The 25,890-nt window shown below is 72.5% G+C and carries 23 protein-coding genes; 12 read left to right on the top strand and 11 right to left on the bottom strand.

The window, feature by feature from the left end:
- Positions 1-45: 45 nt before the first annotated feature.
- The 4 genes from RY076_RS02195 (at position 46) to RY076_RS02180 (ending at position 3,327) form a co-directional block, all read left to right on the top strand.
- On the top strand, positions 46-756 hold the full coding sequence (locus tag RY076_RS02195) for a histone deacetylase (protein ID WP_323095786.1): 711 nt from the start codon (positions 46-48) through the stop codon (positions 754-756).
- Positions 757-880: 124 nt separating this feature from the next.
- Entirely contained in the window at positions 881-2,533 is a 1,653-nt protein-coding gene (locus tag RY076_RS02190) for an APC family permease (protein WP_323095784.1), read from the top strand.
- Between the two features lie 148 nt (positions 2,534-2,681).
- Complete coding sequence (locus tag RY076_RS02185; protein ID WP_323095783.1) at positions 2,682-2,870, top strand: hypothetical protein; 189 nt, start codon at positions 2,682-2,684, stop codon at positions 2,868-2,870.
- Between the two features lie 55 nt (positions 2,871-2,925).
- Positions 2,926-3,327, top strand: a complete 402-nt coding sequence (locus RY076_RS02180) for a YccF domain-containing protein (RefSeq protein ID WP_323095782.1) — start codon at positions 2,926-2,928, stop codon at positions 3,325-3,327.
- A 22-nt stretch (positions 3,328-3,349) separates the two neighbouring features.
- Here the strand turns inward: RY076_RS02180 and ptsP are convergent, their stop codons facing one another.
- The 6 genes from ptsP to RY076_RS02150 all read right to left on the bottom strand — a co-directional run bounded on the left by ptsP (position 3,350) and on the right by RY076_RS02150 (position 9,820).
- Positions 3,350-5,032, bottom strand: coding sequence for a phosphoenolpyruvate--protein phosphotransferase (gene ptsP / locus RY076_RS02175; protein WP_323095781.1), 1,683 nt, complete (start codon positions 5,030-5,032; stop codon positions 3,350-3,352).
- 10 nt (positions 5,033-5,042) lie between these two features.
- Positions 5,043-5,309 (bottom strand): HPr family phosphocarrier protein, encoded by a 267-nt coding sequence (locus RY076_RS02170; RefSeq protein ID WP_323095780.1) that lies wholly within the window; start codon positions 5,307-5,309, stop codon positions 5,043-5,045.
- A gap of 37 nt (positions 5,310-5,346) precedes the next feature.
- Positions 5,347-7,449 (bottom strand): PTS fructose transporter subunit IIABC, encoded by a 2,103-nt coding sequence (locus RY076_RS02165; RefSeq protein ID WP_323095779.1) that lies wholly within the window; start codon positions 7,447-7,449, stop codon positions 5,347-5,349.
- A gap of 17 nt (positions 7,450-7,466) precedes the next feature.
- Complete coding sequence (gene pfkB, locus RY076_RS02160; RefSeq protein WP_323095778.1) at positions 7,467-8,426, bottom strand: 1-phosphofructokinase; 960 nt, start codon at positions 8,424-8,426, stop codon at positions 7,467-7,469.
- A complete protein-coding gene (locus tag RY076_RS02155; protein WP_323095777.1) occupies positions 8,423-9,184 on the bottom strand; it encodes a DeoR/GlpR family DNA-binding transcription regulator in 762 nt (253 codons plus the stop codon). The genes pfkB and RY076_RS02155 overlap by 4 nt, the downstream gene beginning before the upstream one ends.
- A 249-nt stretch (positions 9,185-9,433) precedes the next feature.
- Positions 9,434-9,820, bottom strand: coding sequence for a VOC family protein (locus RY076_RS02150; protein ID WP_323095776.1), 387 nt, complete (start codon positions 9,818-9,820; stop codon positions 9,434-9,436).
- Positions 9,821-9,938: 118 nt separating this feature from the next.
- Between RY076_RS02150 and RY076_RS02145 the strand changes: the two genes are divergently transcribed.
- A complete protein-coding gene (locus RY076_RS02145) occupies positions 9,939-12,137 on the top strand; it encodes an ATP-dependent DNA ligase (RefSeq protein WP_323095775.1) in 2,199 nt (732 codons plus the stop codon).
- A 2-nt stretch (positions 12,138-12,139) separates the two neighbouring features.
- Here RY076_RS02145 and RY076_RS02140 read toward each other — a convergent pair whose 3' ends face one another.
- Both RY076_RS02140 and RY076_RS02135 read right to left on the bottom strand, forming a co-directional pair.
- Positions 12,140-12,601 (bottom strand): hypothetical protein, encoded by a 462-nt coding sequence (locus tag RY076_RS02140; protein ID WP_323095773.1) that lies wholly within the window; start codon positions 12,599-12,601, stop codon positions 12,140-12,142.
- Between the two features lie 37 nt (positions 12,602-12,638).
- Positions 12,639-14,300 carry a DUF4389 domain-containing protein gene (locus RY076_RS02135; RefSeq protein WP_323095772.1) on the bottom strand — a complete coding sequence of 554 codons (1,662 nt, stop codon included), beginning with the start codon at positions 14,298-14,300 and terminating at the stop codon, positions 12,639-12,641.
- A gap of 211 nt (positions 14,301-14,511) precedes the next feature.
- Between RY076_RS02135 and RY076_RS02130 the strand changes: the two genes are divergently transcribed.
- The 3 genes from RY076_RS02130 (at position 14,512) to RY076_RS02120 (ending at position 17,961) form a co-directional block, all read left to right on the top strand.
- Positions 14,512-15,075 (top strand): flavodoxin family protein, encoded by a 564-nt coding sequence (locus tag RY076_RS02130; protein ID WP_323095770.1) that lies wholly within the window; start codon positions 14,512-14,514, stop codon positions 15,073-15,075.
- 237 nt (positions 15,076-15,312) lie between these two features.
- Positions 15,313-16,245 (top strand): alpha/beta hydrolase, encoded by a 933-nt coding sequence (locus RY076_RS02125; RefSeq protein WP_323095768.1) that lies wholly within the window; start codon positions 15,313-15,315, stop codon positions 16,243-16,245.
- A 192-nt stretch (positions 16,246-16,437) separates the two neighbouring features.
- Positions 16,438-17,961, top strand: coding sequence for a M28 family metallopeptidase (locus RY076_RS02120; protein ID WP_323095767.1), 1,524 nt, complete (start codon positions 16,438-16,440; stop codon positions 17,959-17,961).
- Positions 17,962-18,069: 108 nt separating this feature from the next.
- On the opposite strand, the gene RY076_RS02115 is transcribed toward RY076_RS02120, so the two are convergent.
- Positions 18,070-19,218, bottom strand: coding sequence for a hypothetical protein (locus RY076_RS02115; RefSeq protein WP_323095765.1), 1,149 nt, complete (start codon positions 19,216-19,218; stop codon positions 18,070-18,072).
- Between the two features lie 178 nt (positions 19,219-19,396).
- On the opposite strand from RY076_RS02115, the gene RY076_RS02110 reads away from it, so the two are divergent.
- The gene (locus RY076_RS02110; RefSeq protein WP_323095763.1) at positions 19,397-20,011 is read left to right on the top strand and encodes a hypothetical protein; all 615 of its coding nucleotides are present in this window, start codon (positions 19,397-19,399) and stop codon (positions 20,009-20,011) included.
- Between the two features lie 3 nt (positions 20,012-20,014).
- A complete protein-coding gene (locus RY076_RS02105; protein WP_323095761.1) occupies positions 20,015-21,370 on the top strand; it encodes a hypothetical protein in 1,356 nt (451 codons plus the stop codon).
- A 40-nt stretch (positions 21,371-21,410) separates the two neighbouring features.
- Here RY076_RS02105 and RY076_RS02100 read toward each other — a convergent pair whose 3' ends face one another.
- On the bottom strand, positions 21,411-21,935 hold the full coding sequence (locus tag RY076_RS02100) for a 2'-5' RNA ligase family protein (protein ID WP_323095760.1): 525 nt from the start codon (positions 21,933-21,935) through the stop codon (positions 21,411-21,413).
- 61 nt (positions 21,936-21,996) lie between these two features.
- On the opposite strand from RY076_RS02100, the gene RY076_RS02095 reads away from it, so the two are divergent.
- Together RY076_RS02095 and RY076_RS02090 are read left to right on the top strand one after the other, a co-directional pair.
- Complete coding sequence (locus tag RY076_RS02095; RefSeq protein WP_323095759.1) at positions 21,997-22,398, top strand: PPOX class F420-dependent oxidoreductase; 402 nt, start codon at positions 21,997-21,999, stop codon at positions 22,396-22,398.
- Between the two features lie 74 nt (positions 22,399-22,472).
- Positions 22,473-23,378 (top strand): oxygenase MpaB family protein, encoded by a 906-nt coding sequence (locus RY076_RS02090; RefSeq protein WP_323095758.1) that lies wholly within the window; start codon positions 22,473-22,475, stop codon positions 23,376-23,378.
- Positions 23,379-23,429: 51 nt separating this feature from the next.
- Here RY076_RS02090 and RY076_RS02085 read toward each other — a convergent pair whose 3' ends face one another.
- Positions 23,430-25,889, bottom strand: a complete 2,460-nt coding sequence (locus tag RY076_RS02085; protein WP_323095757.1) for a hypothetical protein — start codon at positions 25,887-25,889, stop codon at positions 23,430-23,432.
- Position 25,890 lies beyond the last annotated feature (1 nt).

Raw genomic sequence — 25,890 nt, 5'->3', positions numbered from 1 at the left:
GGTCCTCGTCAGCGAGCATCGCCCGAGTCTGCGATGGTGGAGGTGATGGACCATGTCTGGTACGCGGCCTACGGGTCGAACCTCTCGCGCGACCGCTTCACCCACTACCTCGCCGGTGGGCGCCCGTCCGGCGCCGCCCGCGGGTACGACGGGGCGCGGGACGCGTCCGAACCCCTCGGCGACGTGCCCCTGACGCTCGAGGGCCAGGTGTACTTCGCGTGGCAGTCCCGGACGTGGGGCGGCGGCATCGCCTTCTACGACCCCGACGCGTCGGGCCGCGTGGTGGGCGACGGGGGCTCGGACGCGGGTGGGGCCGGCGCAGCAGGTGGCGCGTCGGGCGTGGCCGCGCGGGCGTACCTCGTCACGCGTGAGCAGTTCAGCGACGTCGCGAGCCAGGAGATGCGGCATCCGATCGGGCGCGACCTGCCGCTGTCCGAGCTGTTCCGGGAGAGCCGCACCGCCGTGCTCGGGCCGGGACGCTACGAGACGCTCCACGTCGTCGGCGAGGTCGACGCCGTGCCTGTCGTGACGTTCACGGCGTCGTGGGAGCACGCGTCGGTCGAGCTCAACCCGCCGGTCGACGCGTACCTGCGCACCATCGCGACGGGGCTGGCCGAGTCGCACGGCTGGGACGCGCCGGAGATCTGCGACTACCTGCTGACGCGGCCGGGCTCGGCGCCGACGTGGACGCCCGACGCCCTCGCCGACCTCGTCACCGACGCCCTCTGCCCGCAGCCCGCCGCCACACGCCCCTGACCGACGCCCCTGCCCCCTCCTGACGCCTCGAGGGTGCGGTCTCGATTCGGACAAAACGGGTACAGCGCCTCTCGGACCTCTTGCGCCGATGCGGGAGATGCGTCCGCTGACGAGAGGTGACCACATGGCAACCGTCGACACCAGACCCCAGGAGACACCAGTCCTCAAACGGCACGTCGGGATCATCGGGCTGCTGTTCGCCAGCGTCGGCTCGATCATCGGCTCGGGCTGGCTCTTCGGGGCGCTCAACGCCTCGCAGGCCGCCGGACCGGCGTCGATCGTCTCGTGGGTCTTCGGCGCGATCCTCATCCTGCTCATCGCGCTGTGCTACGCCGAGCTGGGCACGATGTTCCCGCTCTCCGGTGGTGTCGTCCGCTTCCCGCACATGGCCTTCGGCAGCTTCGCCAGCTTCACGAGCGGGTGGATCACCTACGTCGCGGTCGGCACGACGGCCCCGATCGAGGTCGAGGCCGCCCTCCAGTACGGCACGAAGTACGCCGACTTCACGACGAAGCACATGATCGGTGGCGAGCCGGTCTACACGCTGACCCCACTCGGCTACACCGCGGCGGTCATCCTCATGGCGGTGTTCGTCGTCATCAACTACTTCGGTGTCCGCTGGTTCGCGCGGATCAACAACGCCCTCGTGTCGTGGAAGCTGTTCATCATCGTGCTCGTCATCGTCGCGTTCTTCGTCGCAGCCTTCCACGGGGAGAACTTCACGAGCCACGGATTCACGCCGACCGGCTGGCACGGCGTCTTCACCGCCATCGCGACAAGCGGAATCGTCTTCTCCTACCTGGGTTTCCGCCAGGGCATCGAGCTGGCCGGCGAGACCGACAACCCGCGTCGCAACGTGCCGCTGGCCGTCATCGGCTCGGTCCTCATCACGGCGGTCATCTACATCCTGCTGCAGGTGGCCTTCATCGGTGCGCTCGACCCGTCGACGCTCACGAGCTCCAAGGGATGGGCGAACCTCTCCTTCGAGAACGACTTCGGCCCCCTTGCGGCCCTGTCGACGCTCCTCGGGATGGGCTGGCTCGCCGTGCTGCTCTACCTCGACGCCATCATCTCCCCCGGCGACACCGGCCTCATCTACACGACCGTCACGGCGCGCATCTCCTTCGCGATGGCGCGCAACGGCAACGCCCCCAAGGCGCTCGAGCGCACGACGCACCGCGGCGCCCCGCTCATCGGGCTGGTCCTGGCGTTCGTCATCGGGCTCATCGCGTTCCTGCCGTTCCCGAGCTGGCAGCAGCTCGTCGGGTTCATCACCTCGGCGACGGTGCTGTCGTTCGCCTCGGGGCCGCTGGTGCTGTCCGCGCTGCGCAAGCAGATCCCCGACGCCGAGCGTCCGTTCCGCCTGCCCGGCGGGCACGTCGTGCCGTTCCTCGCCTTCTGGGGCTCCAACCTCATCGTCTACTGGTCGGGCTGGAACACCGACTGGAAGCTCATGGCGGCGGTGCTCATCGGCTTCGTCCTGCTCGCGATCTTCTCGGCCACCGGGGTGCTGCGCGGCCAGTCGTTCGACCTGCGCGCGGGCCTGTGGGTGCTGCCCTGGCTGGGGGCGCTGACGATCGTGTCGTGGCTCGGCGACTACGACGGCGGTCTGGGCCTCATCGGCTTCGGCACGGCCATCCCGGTGCTCTTCGTCGTCTCGCTCGGCGTCTACGCCATGGCACTGAACCTGCGGCTGCCCGACGACCAGGCTCGCACCTACATCGACGAGACGACCCACGAGGCCAAGGTCGACGACGAGCAGCTCGCCACAGCCTGACGTCGACTCCGGGCCGAGTGGCCGGATCGAACCGGCGAAACCCTCTTCTGAGGCCGCTTCCGCCCGTCGATCCGGCCACTCGGCCCACAAACGGCGTTCCTCAGGTCCAGTCGATGGTGGCCACGTATCCGGGTGCGACACTCGGAGGGTGAACCGGTCGCCCTACCTGATCGCGCTCGGCGTGCTCCTCTTCCTGGTCGGCGTCCTGTGGACCCTGCAGGGCCTGGGTGTCGTGGGCGGGAGCGTCATGTCCGGGGTGACCCTGTGGGCGGTCATCGGTCCCGTGGTCGCGCTCGGCGGCCTCGCCCTCGTGCTGTGGCCCCGCCGCGGACCCTGAGTCTGACGCGTCACGGCTCGCGGCCACGCCTGCTCACGGCTGGTTGGATGGAGCCATGCGGACACTGCTCAACATCATCTGGGTCGTGCTGTCGGGCTTCTGGCTCTTCCTCGGGTACGTCGCGGCGGGCATCCTGCTCTGCATCCTGATCATCACGATCCCGTGGGGCGTGGCGTCGTTCCGCATCGGGGTCTACGCGCTGTGGCCGTTCGGGCGCACCGTCGTCAGCAAGCCCACCGCGGGAGTGGGGTCCTTCCTCGGCAACGTGATCTGGGTGCTCCTGGCCGGCATCTGGCTCGCGATCGCGCACGTCGTCACGGGACTCGCGCTGTGCGTCACGATCATCGGCATCCCGTTCGGCATCGCCAACTTCAAGATGATCCCGATCTCGCTGGCCCCGCTCGGCAAGCAGATCGTCGACCTCGACGCGACCGACCAGCCCGCGCTCATCGGCTGAGCGGGGCGGGCAGGCTCCGCCGTCAAAGGAGGTCGGTGAGGGTGTCGTTGGCGCGCTCACGGACGGCCTGCAGCGCCTCGTAGGCGGTGCGGGCCCCGCGGGCGGCCGCGGCGAGGCCCCGGCACTCGGCGACGGTGTGCAGCGACAGGGCGAGCCGCACGATCGGCACCTTGCTCGGCGCCATCGACAGCGACGAGACGCCGAGCCCGACGAGGACGAGCGCGAGCAGCGGGTCGCCCGCCGACTCACCGCACACCCCGATCGGCCGGCCGGCGGTGGCCGCCCCCTCGCTCGCGAGCGCCACGACGTCGAGGACGGCCGGCTGCCACGGGTCGAGCAGGTCGGACAGCTCGCCCTGCATCCGGTCGGCCGCCATCGTGTACTGCGCGAGGTCGTTGGTGCCGAGCGAGCCGAAGTCGACCTCGCCGAGCACGTGAGAAGCCCGCAGCGCAGCGCCCGGCACCTCGATCATGACGCCCGCCTTTGGCAGCCCGTTCTCGCGGACGCGCCGCGCGAACCAGGCCGCCTCCTCGACCGTCGCGACCATCGGCGCCATGACGCGCACGTCGGCCCCGGTGTCGCGGGCGGCGATGGCGAGCGCTTCGAGCTGGGCGTCGAGCAGCTCGGGCCGCTCGGCCGACAGGCGCAGGCCCCGACGCCCGAGCGCCGGGTTCTCCTCGGGCCCGAGGTCGGCGAAGGCGAGCGGCTTGTCGGCGCCGGCGTCGAGCGTGCGGACGACGACGCGTCGGTCGCCGAAGGGGGCCATGACGCGTCGGTAGATGTCGGCCTGCTCCTCGACGGTGGGCGCCTTGTCGGCGGAGAGGAAGACGAACTCGGTGCGGAACAGCCCGACGCCCTCGAGGTCGAGCGGGCCTGCGGCCTCGGCGTCCTCGACGCCACCAATGTTGGCGAGCAGCGCGATGGCGGCGCCGTCTGAGGTACGCCCCGGACCCGAGAGGTGCGCGAGTGCGTCGGCCCGACGCTGCCGGCGTCGCCCCTGCTCCTGCACGACCTCGGGGTCGGGATCGACGCTGACCTCGCCGGAGTCGCCGTCGAGCGCCACGGGAGTGCCCGGCGCGATGTCCATGGCCCCGTGCAGCTGCACGACGGCGGGGATGCCCATCTGGGCGGCGAGGATCGCGGTGTGGCTGGTGCGGCCGCCGCCCTGGGTGATGATCCCGACGACGAGCGCCCGGTTGAGGGTGGCCGTCTCGGCCGGGGCGAGGTCGTGCGCGACGAGGACGCACGGCTCGGTGAGCTCGGGCACGCCCGGCGCCGGCACCCCGAGCACGGCCGCGACGGCGCGCGCCCCGACGTCGCGCAGGTCGGTGACGCGCTCGGCGAAGTACCCGCCGAGGGCCTCGAACTGCGCGGCGTACTCCTCGACGGCGTGGGTGATGGCCGTGGCCCGGCCCTGCCCCCTGGCGAGCAGCTTGTCGGCCGCCTTGACGAGACCCTTGTCGCGGGCGATGAGGGCGGTGGCCTTGAGGATCTGCTGCGCGGTGTCGTCGGCCTGGGCGGCCCGCTCCTCGAGCGAGACCGCCACCGCCTCGAACGCCGCCTTGACGTCGGCCAGGGCGGCCTCGTGGTCCTCGGGCGCAGCCTCGTCGGCGGGCGGCGGGACCGGTGGTGCGACCTGCACCACCGGTCCGTACGCCGTGCCGGGGCTGACGCCGATGCCGTGGATCGTCGTCTCGGCGGGCATCAGTGCCTCCTCAGGCGTCGAGGTCCTGCGAGAGCAGGTCCACCAGCTGGTCCAGCGTCGCGTCGGCGCCGTCGCCGTCCGCGCTGAGCACGACCTCTTCGCCGTGCTTGGCCCCGAGGGCCATGACGCCGAGGATGCTCGTCGCGTCGACGGGGTCCTGGCCGGGTCGGGCGATCTCGACGTCGAGGCCGCTGTTGCTGGCGGCCTCCACGAAGAGGGCGGCGGGGCGGGCGTGCAGGCCCACGGACGAGGCGATGGTGACGGTACGGCTGGGCATGGACTGCTCCTTCGCTGTCGGGAACTCAGTCGGGACTTCAGACGGTAGCGGTGGCCTCGACCTGCGCAAGGTTCGCTTCGCGAGAGCGCAGGGCGATGAAGATCAGGGTCATCACCGCGATGCCGATGACCAGGGCGAGCAGGAAGAGCCCGAAGCTGCCGATGAGCGGCAGCACCCAGATGCCTCCGTGCGGGGCCCGCAGCGTGGCGCCGAAGACCATGACGAGGGCGCCGGTGACGGCGGAGCCGACGACCGAGCTGGCGATGACGCGGACCGGGTCGGCCGCCGCGAACGGGATGGCCCCCTCGGAGATGAACGACAGGCCGAGCAGCCAGGCCGCCTTGCCGTTCTCACGCTCGGGCTCGGAGAAGAGCTTCGGTCGCAGGCTCGTGGCCAGGGCCATGGAGAGCGGGGCGACCATGCCGGCGGCCATGACGGCGGCCATGATCTTCAGCTGCGGGGCGTCGGTGGAGGCACCGGCCGCGGCCAGGCCCGTGGTCGCGAAGGCGTAGGCGACCTTGTTGACCGGGCCGCCGAGGTCGAAGCCCATCATCGCGCCGAGGATGGCGCCGAGGAGCAGGGCGCTCGCACCGGTCATGCCGGTGAGCCAGCTGTTGAGATCGGCGGTGAGGCGGGCGATCGGCTTGCCGAGGACGGTGATGAACAGGCCGATCGTGATGAACGACGACACGAGCGGGATGACGACGACCGGCATGACACCGCGGACGCCCTTGGCGACCTTCCATCCCGAGACCCACCGGGCCACGAAGCCGCCGAGCAGACCGGTGACGATGCCACCGAGGAAGCCGGCGCCCATCGTCGCGGCGACGGCGCCACCGACGATGCCGGGCACGAGGCCGGGCCGGTCGGCGATGGCGAAGGCGATGAAGCCGGAGAGGATCGGCACGAGGAAGCCGAACGCGGCGCCGCCGATGACGAAGAGGAGCGCGGCCCACGACGTCAGGCTGGCGATGTTGAACGTCTCGGCGATGTTGAGCGGGTCGCCGGGCTTGAGGTTGTACTTGACGATCTCGATCGGGCCCTGGTCCCCGAGGGCGACCGTGGAGAGCATGAAGCCGAGCGCGATGAGGATGCCGCCGGCCGCGACGAACGGGATCATGTAGGAGACACCGGTCATCAGCCACTGGCGGACCTTCGTGGCGGTGCTCGCACCCTCCTCGACCTTCGAGACGAGGCCGCCGGATGCTCCCGCCGTGGCGGCCGCGGCGGCCGCGGCCTCGCGCTTGGCCGGGTCGGCGTCCCACTCGGCGACGAGCTGCTCGGCCTGCGACACCAGGGCGGGCCCGTCGGAGATGCCCTTCTTGACGCCGACGTCGACGAGCGGCTTGCCGGCGAAGCGTCCGGCGTCCTTGACCGGGAGGTCGTGGGCGAAGATGACGGCGTCGGCGGCGGCGATCTGCGCCGCGGAGAGCGGCTTGGATCCGGCCGAGCCCTGCGTCTCGACGAGCATCGTGTGCCCGGCGGCCTTCGCCGCGTTCTCGAGGCCCTCGGCCGCCATGTACGTGTGGGCGATGCCGGTGGGGCACGACGTGACGCCGACGAGGTTGAGGGTGCGGCGCTCACGCGTCGCCGTGGCGACCGCGCCCGACGCGGCGCCGGTGGCGTCGCTGCCCACGGCTGCCGACGCGGCGCCCGCCGCACCGGCGGCACCCGCGGCACCCGCCCCGGCAGGAGCGTCGAGGGCGACCTCCTGGCTGACGATCCGCACGACCTCGGCCTCGGACGTCGCCGCGAGGAGCGCGTCCTTGAAGTCCTGCTTCATGAGCGCGCGGGCGAGCTTGGGCAGCATCTGCATGTGCGCGTCGCCGCCGCCCTCGGGGGCCGCGATGAGGAAGATGAGCCGGGCCGGGCCGTCCTTGGCACCCCAGTCGATGCCCTCGCTGCGGCCGAACACGAGCGAGGGCTCGGTGATCGCGGCGCTGCGGGCGTGCGGGATGCCGATGCCGCCGGGCAGGCCCGTGGCCATCGTCTCCTCGCGGGTGCGGACGTCCGCGAGGAACTGGTCGAGGTCGGTGCAGCGGCCGGTCGCGACGAGGCGCTCGCCGAGCGTGCGCGTCGCCTCGTGACGGTCGGCACCGGTGAGGTCGAGGACGACCTGCTCTTCGGTGATGAGGGACATGCGGGTTTCCTTTCGGTTCAGCCGGCGAGGCGCCAGGTGAAATCAGGGGTGTCGGTGCTGTCGACAGGGATGCCGAGGAGGTCGGCGGGGGTGGGGACGCGGCTGCCGGGCAGCGTCACCGCCGCGGCGCCCCAGAGGACTCCGGTGGCGAGGGCGTCCTCGGGGGCCTGGCCGGTGGACAGGCCGTGCAGGAGGCCGGCGAGCATGCAGTCGCCGGCCCCGACGGTGGACAACGGGGCGGTGATCGTCGCGCGGGCGTGGACGGCTCCGTCGTCGGTGACGAGGAGCGCGCCGTCGCCGCCGAGGCTCACCGCGACGCACTCGATCCCGTTCGTGACGAGGTCGAGGGCGGCGTCACGGACGTCACCGAGGGTGGGCAGGTCGTGCCCCACCACCTCGGCGAGCTCCTCGTGGTTGGGCTTGATGAGGCTCGGGCGGGCCGCGACGGCCGCGGCCATCGGGGCTCCCGAGGAGTCGACCGCGACGCGCACGCCGAGGTCGCGGACGCGTCGGACGAGGGTCGCGTAGAGGTCGACCGGGGCGCCGGGCGGGAGGCTCCCGCAGCCGACGACCCAGTCGGTGTGGGTGGCCGGGTCGGCGGCCAGCTCGACGGTGGCGGACAGGAGCGCGTCGACCTCCGCGGCCGAGAGCGTCGGGCCGGGCTCGTTTAGCTTGGTCGTCGTGCCGTCGGGCTCGAGGACGCTGATGTTCATCCGCGCGCTACCGGCGACGGGCACGCTGCGCCGCGGCACGCAGGACGCGTCGAGCAGCTCCTCGAGCAGGTGGCCCTCGGGGCCGCCGACGGGCAAGACGGCGACGGTGTCGCCGTCGTTGGCCGCGAGGGCTCGGGAGACGTTGACTCCCTTGCCGCCCGGGTCGATCCGGCTCTCGGTGGCGCGGTGCACCTCACCGCGGCGCAGGGCGTCGATGACGACGGCGCGGTCGACGCTCGGGTTCGGCGTGAGCGTGACGATCATGCGGTCACCACCTCGGGTCCGGCGGCCCGGATGTCGGCCGCGACGTCGTCGGGAAGGTCGGTGTCGGTGACGAGCACGTCCACCTCGTCGAGGCCGGCGAAGCGGTGCAGGTGGTCGTCGCCCGCCTTGCTCGAGTCGGCGAGCACGACGGCGGTGCGGCCGGCGGCAACCATGGCGCTCTTGACGACGCCCTCGGACTGGTCGGGGGTCGTGAGGCCGCGGGCGACCGACAGGCCGTTGGTGCCGACGAAGGCGACGTCGACGACGACGTCGCGCAGGGCGTTGACGGCCCAGATGCCGACCGACGCGCCGGTGAGGGGGCGGACGCTGCCGCCGACGACGTAGAGGGAGATGCCGGGGCGGGCGCAGAGGATGCCGGCGATCTGGACGCTGTTGGTGACGACGGTGAGCTCGGCGTCGGCCGGGAGCAGCTCGGCGAGGGCCTGGGTGGTGGTGCCGGAGTCGAGGACGATGCTGCCGCCGGCGGGCACGTGCTCGAGGGCGCGGGCGGCGATGCGGCGCTTGACGTCGGCGAGGCGGCCGAAGCGGGTGGCGAGGTTGGGCTCGACCTCGAGGCGCTCGACGGGGATCGCGCCGCCGTGGACCCGGCGCAGCGAGCCGCGCCGCTCGAGGGCGGACAGGTCGCGGCGGATGGTCTCGGCGGCGACCCCGAGGGAGTCGGCGAGCGCCGTGACCTCGACCCGGCCGGCCTGGCGCGCCTCGCTCATGATGCGCTGCTGCCGCTCCGCTGCGTACATCGGACCCCTTCGTCCTGTGCCTGGTGCCTGCTCGTGCCGTCTCGTGCCTGCTGGCGCTGGGCCTCTCGTGGCCCGGTTGTTCCATGGAACCACCGAAGCGGACTCAAGTAAAGAGATTCGGGCACCCGTTTTTGTGGAGGTCAGGGCGCGAGAGTGAGCAGCGACCGCAGTTCAGTGAACGAAACGGGCCGAACCGGGCAGCCTGACGCGCCCGCCGATGTGGAGTATGCGGCGAACGGGCGCGGTCGGTCAGCCGGGGCCGGGCGCCTCGATGACGGACAGGACGTTGCCCGACGGGTCGGTGAACCACGCGATGAGCGGGCCACCCTGGCGGAAGATCCCCGACGCGTCGGTCTCAGCCGGCGTGCCCTCGTAGTGCTCGAAGGCGACGCCCCGGGAGGTGAGGCCGGCGACGGCGGACTCGATGTCGTCGACGGGGAAGTTGAGGATCGTGTACGTGGCCGGCGTGTGGTCCGGCTTCGGGTAGACGATGACCGGGCGGTCGCCCGCGAGGTGCAGCGTCAGCATGCCGTTCTCCTCGGTGACGCGCAGACCGAGCGTGTCGCCGTAGAAGGTCCGGGCGGCGTCGACGTCCTTGACGGCGAAGCCGCTGAACGCCTTGGAGTTCTCGAGCACCGGGGTCCCCTCTCGTCGTGGTCGTCCTCCCAGTGAACTCCTCGACGCGGCCGCGTGGGGGCTTCCTCAACGGCGTCGTTGCCGGCCTCCTGACGGTGCGCGTCGTTACGATCGCCGGGTGAGCGCCAAGCCCGCCGTCGTGTCCGCGCCCAGCCCTGCCAGCCCGTCCGGGGTGCGGGAGGTGCGCGTCTCGAGCCCGGACCGCGTGCTGTGGCCGGCGTCCGGGATGGCCGACGGCAAGCCGGTCACCAAGCTCGACATGGCCGAATACCTTGTCGCCGTGGCCGACCCGCTGCTGCACGCGCTCGGCGACCGGCCGGTGACCCTCCAGCGGTTCCCCGAGGGCATCGAGGGCGAGGAGTTCTTCTCCAAGAACCCGCCCAAGGGCGTTCCCGACTGGGTGCGCACCGTCATGTGCACGTATCCGTCCGGGCGGCGCCACCCGCAGCTCGTCGTCGACGAGGTGGCCACGGCGGTGTGGGCCGCGCAGATGAACACCATCACCTTCCACCCGTGGCCCGTACGCACCGGCACCATCGACAACCCGGACGAGCTGCGCATCGACCTCGACCCGCAGCCGGGGCGCGGGTTCGCCGACGCGGTGGAGGCGGCCTTCGCGCTGCGCGAGGTCATGGCCGAGATCGGCCTGACGGCATGGGCCAAGACGTCCGGCAACCGCGGCGTGCACGTCTACGCCCGGGTCGCGCCGACGCACGAGTTCCTCGACGTGCGCCACGGCGTCATCGGCATCGCCCGCGAGCTCGAGCGTCGCCTGCCCGACCTCGTCACGACGTCGTGGTGGAAGGAGGAGCGCGGCGAGCGCGTCTTCGTCGACTTCAACCAGGCCTGCCGCGACCGCACCATCGCCTCGGCGTACTCGCCGCGCCCGCTGCCCGGCGCCCCGGTGTCGACGCCGCTGACGTGGGACGAGCTCCGCGGCGCCGACCCCAAGGCCCTGACGCTGCGCACCGTGCCCGAGCTGGTGGCGTCGCGCGGCCACGCGTGGGCTGGCATGGACGACGCCGTCGGCGACATCGCCGCCGCGATCGCCCTCTGGGACAAGGACGTCCACGAGCGCGGGCTCGGCGAGCTCAACTTCCCACCCGACTACCCGAAGATGCCGGGCGAGCCGCCGCGCGTGCAGCCGAGCAAGCGTCGCCAGGACAAGTCCGACGCCGAGTACATGGCACCCAAGGCCGAGCGCGACGCCGAGCTGCGCGAGGTGTGGGGCGAAGTCGTGCCGCCGGTGGCGCCGATGCTCGCCAAGCCGGTCAAGGACTTCTCGGCGGTCAAGGCGGAGGTGCTCTACGAGCCGAAGTGGGACGGCTTCCGCTCGATCATCTACCGGGCCGGCGACCTCGTCGAGATCGGCTCGCGCAACGAGAAGCCGATGACGCGCTACTTCCCCGACGTCGTCGAGGCGGTGCTCGCGAACTTCCCGGACAAGGCGGTCATCGACGGCGAGATCGTCCTCGTGTCACCGGAGTCCGGCGACCGGCTCGACTTCGACCTGCTCCAGCAGCGCATCCACCCGGCCGCCTCGCGGGTCAAGAAGCTCGCGGGCGAGACCCCGGCCTCGTTCGTCGCCTTCGACCTGCTCTCCCTCGACGGCGTCTCGTACGTCGACCGCCCGTTCAGCGAGCGCCGGGCGGCGCTAGAGAAGGCGCTGGCCGACGCGTCGGCGCCCGTCCACCTGACGCCGGCCACCGCCGACGCCGAGGTGGCGCGCGGCTGGTTCACCCAGTTCGAGGGGGCCGGGCTCGACGGCGTCATCGCCAAGCCCGTCGACGTGCACTACGAGCCCGACAAGCGGCTCATGTTCAAGATCAAGCACGCGCGCACCGCCGACTGCGTCGTTGCCGGCTACCGCGTGCACAAGAGCGGCCCGGACGCCATCGGCTCGCTGCTGCTCGGCCTCTACGGCGACGACGGGCAGCTGGCGTCGGTCGGGGTCATCGGTGCCTTCCCGATGGCGCGGCGCAGAGAGCTCTTCGAGGAGCTCCAGCCGCTCGTGGCCGAGTGGGACGAGCACCCGTGGAACTGGGCGGCGCCGGCGGAAGGCACTGAGGGCGTGCGCAACCCGCGGTCCTCGGAGTACTCGCGGTGGAACAACGGCAAGGACCTCTCGTTCGTGCCACTGCGGCCCGAACGCGTCGTCGAGGTGCGCTACGACCACATGGAGGGCGACCGGTTCCGCCACACGGCTCAGTTCGTCCGGTGGCGGCCCGACCGCGAGCCTGAGTCGTGCACGTACGCCCAGCTCGAGGAGCCGGTCAGCTACGACCTGGCCGACGTCCTGTCCGCGCGCGGCGACTGACCTCAGGCGGGGCGGCCGGTGGCGATCCGGACGAGCGAGACGAGGAGACCGAACCCGCTGCCGACGAAGCCGACGGCGAGCAGCACCCGCGTGACGACGGTCCACGCCGAGTCGGGCCCGTAGTCGAACGGGAACACCGTCCACAGCTCGATGAGGGCGACGATCCCGAACCCGATCGTCACGACGTCGCCGAGCGCCCGAAGGCGGGGCGCCCGGACGAGCGCCGTGACGATGTTGACGACGATCGAGGCGATGATCGCGGCGTTGACCGCCGGGAGGACGCGGGGGGTGTCGGCGGTGAGGAACGGCACCGCCTGCCAGCCCGGGGCCACGTTGATGAGGTAGTAGAGGACCCCGTTGACGACGGCCGCGCCGAGGTTGCCGCCGGCGACGGACGCCGGCGGCGGGACGCGCGCCCCGTGCCTGGTGTGGACGGTGTGCTGGGGGTCCAGCTGGGTGGACATGGGGACTCCTTCCCGGTCGTGCCGGTCGATCAGCCGGTCATTCGGTCGGGGTGTGGTGCGAGAGGTCGGGCCGGCGGGCGGGCTGGGGCTCACCCGGCGCGGATTCCGCGGCAGACGCGTCCGGCGGTGGTGGTACCGACGCGTCCGGCGGCGGAGGTGGCGGCGGCGCGTCCGGTGGGACGACCGCGTCCGGTGGGACGACCGCGTCGGTCAGCGGCGGACCCGTCGGCAGCGGCTGCGGCAGCGCCTCGGACCCTCCGGTGTCGAACCTGAACGGCGGGTAGACGTCCGTCATGAGCGCCGCGTAGGCCATGACCCGGTACACCCACCGGTTGAGGCCGATGACGACGTCGAAGAGGCCGCGCGGCATCGACCCGCTGAAGAGCAGCACGAGGCCGGCGACGAACACGAGGATGCTGAGCACGCCCGGCCAGCCGCCGACGCGCACCCCGTTCTCGTTGGTGTGCGACTGGGTGCCCGCGATGAGCGCCACGACGATCCAGTGCGGCAGCAGGAGCAGCCACTTGACGAAGATCAGCCCGCGCGAGAGGCGCTCGGGGTAGGCGACGTCGAGTCGGGCGTCGTCACCGGGCTGCGGGTCGAGCGAGAACTCCGGGTAGCGGTCGGTGCCGAGCCCGCCGGTGCTGCAGTAGTGCATGACCCGCCAGCTCCAGCGCATGACCCCGACGTTGAAGTCGAAGAGGCCGCGCGGGTAGTGGGCGGTGAAGAGGATCGCGAACCAGGCGATGAGCGTCGTGACGCCGAACGCGATCCAGAGTGCCAGCAGGACGACGAAGTGCGGGATCGCGAGGAACCACTTGACGAGCCACATCCAGCGCGACAGGTCCGGCGCGATGCGGGCCTCGAGCACGACGGGATGCTCGACCGTCGGCGTGATGGCTCCCGCGAAGGCGTCCGGCGTGGGAGCGACCCCCTCCCCCGGGCTCTGGCCGGTCTGCCCGGTGCCGACGGGCACGGCGCCCATCGCCACGGGGGTCCCGGTCGGCGGCGGTGCACCCGAACCGCTCCGGGCGCGGTCGCTGCCGCGCACCCCGGCCACGACGAGCAGCACCCCGGCGACGAACATGACGAGGCCGATGACGACCATCGCGATGGCGACCGGCACGAGCGCCGAGGACTTGACGCCGACGACGGCGGTCGTGGACACCCCGGGCTGGCCGGACGCGTTGAGCACCGCGATGCTCCAGCTGCCGGAGGTTGCGGTCCAGGTGAGCGTCTGCGTGCCGGTGCCCGACGCCTTGGCGGCCCAGAAGGTCTGGGTGCCGGGCGGCTGGACCGACCCGCTGCCGGGCACCGCCTGGGTGGTGACGACACCGTTGGTGCTGAGCCGGACGACCTGGTCGTGGGCGGCGCCGGCGAGGTACTGGTTCAGGTCGGCCGACGGGGCGACGCCGACGAAGACGGGGTTGACTCCCTCGGCCGGGGTCACGGACACGCGCAGCTGGAGGTCGAGGCGGTCGACGACGGCGCTCGGTCCGTCGAGGCGCACCACCGACTGCGGCGAGGTGACGGCGACGCCGGTGGAGGCGAGGCGGTCGATGGTCACCGAATGCCATCCGCCCGAGTCCCGCGTCACCGCCTCGAACACCCCGATGGCACCACCGCCGATGAGCAGGCCCAACCCCGGCAGGAGGAGCAGGCAGCCGATGACCAGCATGACGACATGACGTGTTCTCATGGCGAACTCCATTGACGGCTTTACATCTTCGACGCTAGGCCGCTCTCACAGGCAGGTCTCGGGAATGTGACCCATGAGTCGAGGAAACCGGCCGTCACTCGCCCGTCATGCGGGGTTTCAGGCGATGTGCGAGGGACATGTCGTCTCCTGAGTCACCTTTCGGCTGCAGGGTGCCCGGAGCGGCGGGACGATGGGAACGGAGGCAGAGCCCATGAGCATCCTGATCGTCTACGAGTCCATGTTCGGCAACACGGCCGCCATCGCCGAGGCCATCGCCGACGGGATCCGCCACCCACGCGGTGCGCCGCCCGGCAGCCCACCAGGCACCCGAACCCCAGAACCGGGCGGCCACCCCACCAGGGTCTGCGTCCTTCCCGTGACGCAGGCGCCGAGCACCATCCCGGACGACGTGCAGCTGCTGCTCGTCGGCGGCCCGACCCACGCGTTCTCGATGTCGCGCGACTCGACGCGTGCCGATGCCGCGCGCCAGGGCGCGTGGGGGTCGGTGCGGCGTGGCATCCGCGAGTGGATCCACGACCTCAACCCGAGCGAGGACCTGCGGGTGCTCACCTTCGACACCCGCGTGCACGTCCGGATGATGCCGGGTTCGGCCGCCAAGCAGGCCGCGATCGCCCTGCGCCATCAGGGTTTCCGGCAGGCCGAGCGCGGCCAGAGCTTCTGGGTGGGAGGTGTCTCCGGACCGTTGTCCCACGACGAGCTCGTCCGCGCCCGCGCCTGGGGCGGCTTCCTCGCCACCCTCCTCGTCCCCGCCTGAGGGAAAATATGGGGCCCGGCTCGCTGTGCGAGTCCGGGCCCCGGGCGACGGTTCACGTACCACATCGGGCCAACCGTCAAAGTCTTTGCGTCGTCATGAATTCTTCCGACTTGATTCAATGAAACGGCGCAGACACGCCGATTCCGGTCGATTGCGGATTCCTTGCGCCAATGCAGCAGGGGCCTTGCAGCGCGTCATACAGTCCTCGCAGGACCCCCGAGCCCCGCGAGGACCACGATGCAGAGCAGCACCTTCACGCTGACCACCCCCGACGGCACCGAGGTGTTCGTCAACCGCTGGCTGCCCGACAGCGAGGCGGGTGGTGACGCCAAGGGCGTCGTGCAGCTCTCGCACGGCATGGCCGAGCACTCGTCGCGGTACGCCCGGTTCGCCGAGCGGCTGACGGCCCGCGGGTACGCGGTCTACGCGTCGGACCACCGGGGGCACGGGCGCACGTCCGGCACGCGCGGCGCCTTCGCGGACGACGAGGGGTGGCAGACCGTCGTCGACGACCTGCGCGCCGTCACCGAGCGCGCGCTCGAGGAGCACCCCGGGCTGCCGGTCTTCCTCGTCGGGCACAGCATGGGCAGCTTCCTGGCCCGGTCGTACGCCGCGCAGCACGGCGCATCCCTCGCGGGCCTCGTCCTGTCCGGCACCGCCGGCAGCGCCGGGCCGCTCGGCAACGTCGGCGTGCTCGTCGCGACCGCCCAGGCGCGGATCCGCGGCCACGAGCACGCGAGCGGCCTCATGAACTCGCTGACCTTCGGGCAGTACAACGCCGCCTTCAAGCCGACGCGCACCGACTTCGACTGGCTCTCGCGCGACCCGGCCGAGGTCGACAAGTACGTCGCCGACCCCGACTGCGGGTTCGTCTTCACGGCCGGTGGCTTCGTCGACTTGCTCAAGGGCCTGGCCGCCGTCAACACGGACCGGGTCGTCTCGCGGATCCCCAAGACCCTGCCGATCCACCTGGCGTCCGGCGCGATGGACCCGGTCGGCAACAGGCGCAAGGGCGTGCAGGAGGTCGCCGACCAGCTGCGACGCGTCGGCGTCGAGGACGTCACCGTGACGATCTGGCCCGACGCCCGGCACGAGATCCTCAACGAGACGAACCGCGACGAGGTCGAGACCGAGATCGCCGACTGGATCGACGCCCACCTCCCCGCCTGACCCCTGTGCAGGACGGGTGGTGTGCCGCTACCGTCGTCAGATCGGGGAAGTCGCCACCACACGGCGGGCGACGAGGTCCGCCTGCACGGTCCGGCGGTCGTCGACGTCGCGCCACACGCACGTCAAGGAAACCGCTGTCGCCGGGCGGAGTCCGAGCGTCGATGCCCGGCGCGAGATCTTCGGAGCACTCACATGGACCGAGCATTTCGCCCTGCCGTCGCGGCTGTCGCCGCTGCGGTCCTCGCCGGTATCGGCGCGCTCAGCGCGTCGACCGCCACAGCCGCCCCGCCACCGAACGGGTGCGGCACGAGAGTGAACAACACCACCGCCCTGCTGCTCGAGTGCGTCACGCTCGACGGCGTGCGCGAGCACCAGGCCGCCCTCCAGGCCATCGCCGATGCCAACGGCGGCACGCGCGTGTCCGGCAGTGCCGGCTACGACGCGTCGGTCGACTACGTCACCGGACGCCTGCGCGCCTCAGGCTGGCGCGTCACCACCCAGCCGTTCCAGTTCCAGACCTTCGTGTCCCTGACGCCGTCGGTGCTGCAGCAGGTGTCGCCGGGGCCCGTCGGCGCGCTCCCCCACGCGATCATGAGCTACTCGGGCAGCGGCGACGTCACCGCGGCGGTGAGCACGCCGTCCGGAGACTTCCGCGGCTGCAACGCGGCCGACTGGGCGGGCTTCCCGGCGGGCAACATCGCGCTCGTCTCGCGCGGGGCGCCTCCCGGCTTCCCCGTGGCCTGCACCTTCGCCCTCAAGGCGCGCAACGCCCTCGCGGCCGGGGCGGTCGGGGTCGTCGTCTACAACAACGCCGCCGGGCCTCTCAACGGGACGCTCGGGGCCGACTTCACCGAGAACATCGGCGTCGTCGGCATCGAGCAGTCGCTCGGTTTCCAGCTCTCCACGACGCCCGGGCTCGTCCTCCGGCTGAAGACCGACACCCTGCGCGGCATCGCGACCACCGCCAACGTCCTCGCCGAGCTGCCGGGCAAGAACACGGGCAACGTCGTCATGGCCGGCGCGCACCTCGACTCGGTCAACGCCGGGCCGGGCATCAACGACAACGGCAGCGGATCGGCGGCCCTGCTCGAGGTGGCCGAGAACCTCGGAAAGGTCAAGCCGCAGAACACGATCCGCATCGGTTGGTGGGCTGCCGAGGAGTCGAACCTCGTCGGTTCGACGTACTACGTCAACAACCTGCCGGCATCCGAGCTGCAGCGCATCGCGCTCTACCTCAACTTCGACATGGTCGGCTCGCCGAACCACGTCTTCTTCGTCTACGACGGCGACAACTCCGACAACGAGGGCGCCGGCCCCGGCCCGGCCGGTTCGGCGCAGATCGAGAAGACGTTCGAGGCCTTCTACGCCTCGCGCGGCATCCCGTTCAAGGGCACCGACTTCAGCGGACGCTCCGACTACGGGCCGTTCATCGCGAGCAACGTGCCCTCGGGTGGCCTGTTCACCGGTGCCGAGGGCGTCAAGACGGCGCAGGAGGCAGCGCTCTGGGGCGGTACGGCCGGGAGTGCCTACGACCCCTGCTACCACCAGGCCTGCGACACGTACGCCAACGTCAACCTGACGGCGCTCGACGTCAACAGCGACGCCATCGCCGACGCCGTCCTGCGCTACGGCATGAGCACCGCGCTCATCAACGGCACGAAGTCCAAGGGCAACTTCCGCCCGCCGGCCGACACGAGCGCGCCCGCCACGAGCTGACGTGTCGACCACCTGATACCCACGGAGAGGCCGGACGCGCCCGGGAGGTGACGCGTCCGGCCCCTGCCCGTGCGGCCGGGAGGTCGACGCACGGGCCGGCAGCAGGCGTCAGGTGAGCGGGGTGCCGACGGGGAGGCCTGCGAGCGCGCCGTCGGGCACGACGTGCACGCAGCCCCACTCGAGGCCCAGACGCGTCATGACGTCGGGGCTCGTGACGTGGCGCAGGCGGCCGCCCTCGGCGTACCAGACCGGGGCCGCGTTCTGCTCGCGCAGCAGCGTGTGGTCGCGCGGCGTCGACCGGAGCCCGGAGAGGGAGCCGAGCGGGATCTCGCGCACGGCGTTCCAGTCGAGGTGCAGCGTGTCCATCCACGCCGGCGACGGGATGCCGAACGCCTTGCCGCCGTACACGACGTAGACGCCGTCGGTGCCGCGCTCGCGCACCAGTGTGCCGTTGCCGGGGCACGTCGACACGTGCGCCATCGAGCCGGGTTTGGCGGCCACGACGTCGGCCCAGCGGTAGCCACCGGCGTCGAGCTCGGCGGGCGACGGGATCCAGAACGCGGCCCCGCCACGGATGACGTTGATGCGCGGGTCGGTCGAGTCGTGCAGGAGGCGGCCGTTGGCGAGCCACGACGGCGTCTTGCGGGTGTGCGAGCCGACGAAGAGGCCGCGCCACGTCTTGCCGTTGCTGCCGGTGATGGCGCGCTCGGCGGGGTCGTCGACGGTCGTGAGGCGGATCCGCACCTCGACGCCGGGGTTGTTGTTGTCGTAGACGAGGACGTAGGTGTAGCGGCTGTCCTGCTCCCAGCCGTATGCGACGACCTGGTGGTCGTTGCCGAGCTGCGTGACGTCGCGGGCCTGCGTCAGGCCGAGGAGCACGGGCTGGCCTGAGTTGAGTCGCGCCTTGAGCTTCGGCAGCTCGTCCTCGCGGGTCATGCGGGCAACTCCCTTGCCGCGCAACCAGGTCGGGTGGTCGAGGCTCGTCGCGTACTGCACGAACTTGAGCCCGTTGTCGACGAAGGTGTCCATGAGCCGGTCGTAGACGTAGTCGGCCAGGAGCGTGCCGTCCTGCGGGAGGGCACGGTTGTCCGGCATGCCGAGGCCGGCGTACCAGTAGTCCATCGACGCGGCCGCCATGCCGCCGCAGCGGCCGCCGGTCGTGACGTCGATGCCGAGCGCGGGGATCCGCAGCACGTGGTTGGTGAACGAGTTGCTGAACGCGAAGCCGTGCTCGGCCGGCGTGAAGGCGATGCGCATGGTGGTGCTCTTTCTGCTCTGGTGGAACGGTTCGGGGAGAAGAGGTTTCGGCGACCGCCCTTGAGACTGAGCGCGGCTACTCAAACCGTCCGTTTCGTCGGTATCCAGCGCCGGGTGTCGCGCCTCTGACGAGTGGACGCCCGCCGCCGGGGCGGGCCAGGCCGTTCGGGGGCCCACCATGCGCACGACGCCATTCGTCGTCCTGCCTCGTCGACGCGGTTCGGGAGGGGTGGTCGCGGCGCTCGTTGCCGTCGCAGTGGCCGGCGCCCTCACGGCGTGCTCCGGCGCGTCGGGCGGCTCGAGCCCTTCGCCGCCGGCCACGTCCCCTCCCCCGTCGACGTCCGTCGCCCCGACCAGCGACCTGCCGACCAGCGACCTGCCGACCAGTGACCTGCCGACGACGGACACGACCACCACCGACGCGTCGGGCGTCGTGCCGAGCGACCTCGTCGGTAGCTGGCAGAGCCTCGACCAGGGCTCGGCCGAGGTGCTCTACCGGATCCACGAGGACGGCTCGTTCGAGCGGGCCGAGGTCATGATGCAGCCGCGGACGAGCGGCACCTTCGAGATGCAGGTCGCGACGAAGGGGACGCTGTCGGTCGAGGACGGGACGCTGCGCGTGCGGCCGAGCGGCGGCTGGCAGACCCTCCACGACCCGGACTCCCCCAGTGGCAGCTACGACCACCAGCCGCTCGACGACCTCTCCGTCGAGACGTACCAGTGGTCGTTCGACGGGCCGCGCCTCGTGCTCGTCGGGCCGTACGGCGCCGTGCCGTACGAGCGGGCGGGCTGACGCGTGGCCGGCGGGTCGGCGTCGGGACCTTCGGGGACGCAACGGGTTCCGGCGCCGGCCGGGCTGCTGGCGCGGGCGTGGCGGGCGGCGTCGACGAACGCGGCGCAGGTCGTCGTCAGCGTCGTCGTGGCCGGGCTGCTGGCGCTGGCCACGTGGCTGGCGTCGCAGGCGTCGGGTGCGTGGACGTCGTCGACGCGCCTGGAGACGAAGGCGGCCGCGCTGCTCGGGGAGGACCTGCGCCACGTGTACCAGGACGAGGTGCCGCTGGCGCTCGAGGTGTCGCTGATGCAGGTGCGGGCCGACGCGCTCGACGCGGCGGGCGTCGAGTCGCCGGCGGCCGCGGTCGAGGCGCGGGTGCTGCGCAAGGCTTCGGGCGAGCTGCGGGCGGCCCTCGGCTCGTCGTCGTCGTCGCTGCTCGCCGAGAAGTACGCCGGCGCCGACCACGGGTACGCGGTGAACCGGCGCCTCGCGGACGTCGTCGGCTCCTCGGCGCTCGTGGCGCGGGCCGACGTGCTCGACGCGGTGGCCGAGGGCGACCGGTACGCCGCCGGCGCCGCGTGGGCGGCGGGCGCGGCCGTCGCGCTGGCGCTCGGGTTCGTCGTGGTCCGCGTCCTGACGCGTCGAGGCCGGGCCCGCGGGTCGGCCGCGGCTACAGCGGCGGCGGCTGGATCTGGGGCTGGGGCCGCGGAGCCCGACATCGGCGTCGTGCCGGGGCCGTGGCAGGAGCGGACGACGTTGACGCGGCTGGCGGCCGGAGCGGCGCTGCTCGCCTGGCTGCTGCTGCCGGCGCTGACGGCCGCTCAGCTCGTGCTCGGCACGGCCGCGGCGTCGGACGGTGCGTCGGGGTCGCGGCGGGCCACCGGTCTCGGCAGCACGATCCTCGCCACCCAGCTGCGGCAGGGGCTCATCGCCGACGCGGCGCAGTCGGTGGTCCGGGCGCAGATGGTGTCGCTGGCCCGGCGGTTCGTCGACGTGCAGGCGCAGGACCCCGGGCAGGAGGCCATCGCGTTCGCCGACGGGCAGGGCGCCGACGCGTGGGCGGCGCTGTCGGCACGGATGCTCGCCTTGCCGACGCACGCCGACGGCGTCGATGCCGACATCGTGCAGCTGCTCGCGTCGGGTGACACCGAGGTGGCCGCCGACCTGCGGCTGCAGCAGGAGGCGGTCGACGCGTCGGACCGGGCGGGCGGGGCGGCTGACCTGCTGTCGCTTGCCGTGCTCCTCGCCGGCCTGACCGCCGCGGTGGCCGCGATGGCGAAGGTCGCCGGCTTCACCGGACGCCTCGCGACGGGGGCGGCCGCCGGGCTCGTCGCGGCAGCGGTCGTCGTGGCCGGCATCGCCGTCCTCCACGCCACCTGACGTACCGGTCGGACGCGCGGGGCCGGGCCGGACGCGTCGGTCAGGGGACGCCGGCCAGCGGCCACCGGCGTCCGTCGGCGGTGTCGACGAGCGCGGCATGGTCGCAGCGGAGGGTCAGCGGCAGCACGTCGGCGACGGCGGTGACCGCGAGCGGGATCTGCGCGGCCGTCAGCCCGGTGGAGACCGACACGTGCGGCACCCAGTGGCCGGGGTCGTAGTGCTTGTGGATGGTCGCGCCGGTGTCGCGCAGGGCGGCGACGGCGCGCTCCTGCCGGGCCGCGGTCGCCGAGGTGACCGAGCAGGCCAGGGCCGCCCGCCCGCGCGGGAACGACACCGTGCCCTGGACGGCGATGTCGACCGGACCGTCGTCGGGCAGCGCTGCGGTGGCGGCGAGCACGGCGTCGAGGTCCCACTGGAGGCAGACGCCGTACGACAGGTGCGGCACGTGCCGACCGTGCGTGTGCGTCAGGAGGGTGGCGATGCCGCGTTCCTCGAGGCGCTCCCACAGGCGCACGACCGTCCGGGCGGACGGCGGGTCGAGCAGGAGGCAGAGCGCGAGCGCCATGCCTCATTGTGGCGGTTGCTCGCCGGCGTCCCCGGGAAGCCGCCTGCGTAGGGTGGGCCCCGTGGACACCCCCAGCGACCTCGACGTCGTCGCCGCGCACCGGTACGTCTCGCTCACGACCTTCCGCCGCGACGGGACGCCGGTGTCGACGCCGGTGTGGGTGGCGCGCGACGGCGGCGAGCTCGTCGTCGTCACCGTCGACCCGGCGGGCAAGCTCAAGCGCCTGGCCCACACGGCGCGAGTCGAGCTGCGGCCGTGTGACATCCGCGGACGCATCGCAGACGGTGCGCCGACGTACGCGGGCACGGCACGCGTCGACCGGACGCCCGAGGGCGTGGCCGCGGTGAAGCGCGCGATGGGGCGCAAGTACGTCATGGCGCGGCTCGGCGACATCATCGCGGGCGCGACGTCGTGGGCGGTCAAGCGGCAGCCGCGGGCCGGCATCCGGATCACGCTCGCCTGACGCCCCCGGGTCTGGTTCGCCCAACGTTGGACAGCACGCTTGGGAGTGTCAGGTTCCTCGCCTAGCGTGACGGCATGACCCTCCAACCGGTGACGCGCGCGCTCCAGCGTCGGCTCGGGATGATGTTGCGCGACAAGGTGGCCGGCGACGATGCGCCTGCCCGGGCGGCGCGGATCTGGGGCGCGGAGGGCGAGCGGTGGTTCGTGCCGACGGACCCGGTGTGGCGGGTGCACGCCGACGCGTCGATGTTCCCGGGCGGCATCACGTCGCTGCTGCTGCAGATGCTGCACCCGATGGCGATGGCCGGGGTGGCCGGCCACAGCGGTTACAAGAGCGACCCGTGGGGGCGGCTCCAGCGCACGAGCCACTACCTCGCGACGACGACGTTCGGCACGGTCGAGCACGCCGAGCAGGCGATCGCCCACGTCCGCGAGATCCACGAGCGGGTGCGCGGGCGTGACGCGCTGGGCCGACCGTACCGGGCGAGCGACCCGCACCTGCTGACGTGGGTGCACGTCGCGGAGGTCGACTCCTTCCTGCGCGCGTACCAGGCCTTCGCGGCATCGCCCCTGACCGACGCCGAGGCCGACGCGTACGTGCGGCAGGCGGGCGTGCCCGCGGCGCGGTTGGGGGTACCGACGCCTCCCGCGTCGGTCGCCAAGCTGCGCGGGGTGCTCGCGTCGTACCGTCCCGAGCTCGAGGCCACCGATGCCGCACGCGAGGCGGCACGGTTCCTGCTGCTCGACCCGCCGCTGCCGTGGACGGCCCGGCCGGGCTACGGCGTGCTGGCGGCCGGTGGGGTGTCACTGCTGCCGAGGTGGGCACGGGAGATGCTCGGGCTGCCGGTGCCGGATCCGGTGGCGCGGTTCGTCGGCCGCCCACTCGGCCACCTCGGCGCGGCCACCGTCCGGTGGGGCATGGCCGGCCTCGGCGAACGCCGCCCGTCAGACGCCCGCGAGGAGTCCGCCGCCTCGGCCTGACCGGTGACCGACGCGGCTCGGTGCGAGAGCAGAGCGAGGTGGTCGCTGGGGTCAGGGGGCGGACGCGGAGGGCGCGGGCTGAGGACTCGTTGCCGCGGCGGTCGGAGTGGTCGACGCGTCGGCGCCGGTCGTGGGGCTGCCGGCGTCCGGGGTCGTGGTCGACTCCGGCGTGGTGGCGGTGGGCGGTTCCGGCGTCGCGGCCGGGGCCGTCGTGCTCTGGCCGGCCGGGGCACTGGTGTCAGTGGGTGACGCGGTGCCCGTCGCGGTGGGCGCGCCGGACGTCGGGGTCGGACCGGACGGGGTCGGACCGGACGGGGTCGGGCCGGTGGTCGGGCTGGTCGTCGGGGTGGCTGATGCGGTGACGAGCGTCCGGATCTGGTTCTGGTAGTCGAGCAGCCGGGCCCTGACCTGGTCGAGGGGCAGGCGCTGCATGCTCGCGGCGAACGTGGCGATCTGGGCCCACAGCGCGTCGAGCCGTTGCCGCGTCTGTGCGGGCAGCTCGGACGGCACCGTCAGGACCAGCTGCTGGGCGAGGGCGTACGTCAGGCACTGGACGCAGGAGTAGTTGACGGCGCCGGCGACGTTCTGCGGGATGGCGATGTTGGCGCTGCCGGTGATGAGGACGACCTGGAAGGCCACCGACACCGTCGTGCAGCGGGTGCAGCTGGCGAACGCGTAGGCCTCGTTGGCGTTGGTGACGCTGGTGCCGTCGGCCCAGACGAGAGCGAAGGCGACGTCGTAGACCGTGGAGCCGTCCGTCGTGTTGACGGCCAGGGCCTGGTTGTCGCCGGGGCCGGGCGCGGCGGGGCGGTTGAACGGGAAGACCCACGCCGGCGGTGGTGATGCGCTGGTCGTGGTCGTCCGGTCGGCCGGTCGGGGGACGAGGACGAGGGCGAGCTCGGGATGGTCACGCGTCGGAGGTGTGGACGTGGACGCCCACACCGAGCGCTGCGCGTCGACGAGCTGGCCGTCCTGCAGGTCCGGGGTGCCCGTGATCGCGTACCCGGCCGAGGCGACGGCCTGGGTGAGCGTGCCCTTCTCGAAGGGCTGGACCGGGCGGTAGCGGTTGGCGTCCGGCCACCAGGCGTAGGCGAGGCCGGCGATGACGGCGACTGCGGTGAGGCCGGCAACCGCGCGACGGCCCGGGTGGCCGACCGTGCGGCGCCAGACGGCGGCCGTGGCGGTGCGCACCAGCCGGGTGAGCAGCAGCAGCGAGCCCAGGACCGGGAGCGCGACGGCCACGACGGCGAGGACCCGCACGGTCACGCCGAGGGCGTCCCCTCCGGCCCAGTCGACGGCCAGCGCGTGGGACTGACGCCCCATGCTGTCCCACGCGGTGCCCAGCACCCGGGGCAGCGCCAGGACCATCATCACGAGCGTGAAGGCCAGCAGCGGCACGATCGCCAGCACCCAGATGGTGACGATGATCCGCGGGCCACGCTTGAGGGCGGTCACGCGGGGGTCGGCCGAGCGGCCGGGCCACAGGGCCGCGAGGATCGCGCCCATGCGCGCCTGGAGGTCGGGGACGCCGGTCAGGTCTGCGAGGACGTGGTAGCCGTCGAAGCGCACCATCGGGGCGAGCTGACGGACCATCTGGAGCAGCTGCGCCGCCAGGATGAGCAGGATCGCGTCCCAGCCGGTGACGGCCCAGACCGCGAACATGGCGACGCCGATGATGGCGTTGAAGTACAGACCGCCGAGGTCGACCCGGAGCCGTCCCGCGCGGTCGAGGCGGTAGCTGTCGGTGACGTCGGTGTAGAAGGCCGGCCACACCAGGTAGAGGCCGGTGCCCATCGCCCCGGGCGTGGCGCCGCCGTACCGGCAGGCAGAGGCGTGCCCGAACTCGTGGAAGCCTGCGGACACAACGGTGATGGCGAAGACCACGACGAGCAGCAGCGGCTGGTCGAAGGCCTGGTGGGTGGCCGAGGCCAGGCCCTTGGTGAACAGCACCCACGCCGAGATCGCGACGAAGGCCAGGACCACCGGCACGACGACCAATGGCGCGAACAGCACCGCGAAGGGTGCCGTGAGCCGCCGGGTGACGCGCGGGTCGGACACGACCCAGCGAAGTCGGAGCGCCAGCAACGGGTTCGACCGCTGGACCTGCGGCTGCGACCCGTCGGCGCCGAGGACGAGGCCGAGCTGGCGCAGCTGCGACTCGACGAGGGTCTGCGCATCCTCGGCCGCAAGCCGGCGTCCGTACTCGACGCTCACGGCATCGGCGACCTGCGCGAACGTGCGCTCGCCGTCGATGGCCTTGAGCACCAAGTAGAGCAGCGGCGTCAGCTGGACCGTCTGACCACCGGGGCGGCGCACCAGCGAGGGCGGCGTGCGGTACCCCGATCCCGTCATCTCCCCGAGAAGCTCGACGCCGTCGGCGCGCTGCGGACGCTCGCCGGACGCGTCTTCCCGGGAGAGCGTGTCGCCGGCCGTTCGGGACGGCGCGGCGCCGGGGCCGGACGCCATGGCGTCCGGCCCCGGCACCCCACGCGGTGACGAGGTGAGGCTCACG

Origin of the sequence: Intrasporangium zincisolvens (genome assembly GCF_034724055.1) — a bacterium.
GTDB classification, from domain to species: domain Bacteria; phylum Actinomycetota; class Actinomycetes; order Actinomycetales; family Dermatophilaceae; genus Monashia; species Monashia zincisolvens.
This window is presented reverse-complemented; position numbering and strand designations above follow the sequence as displayed.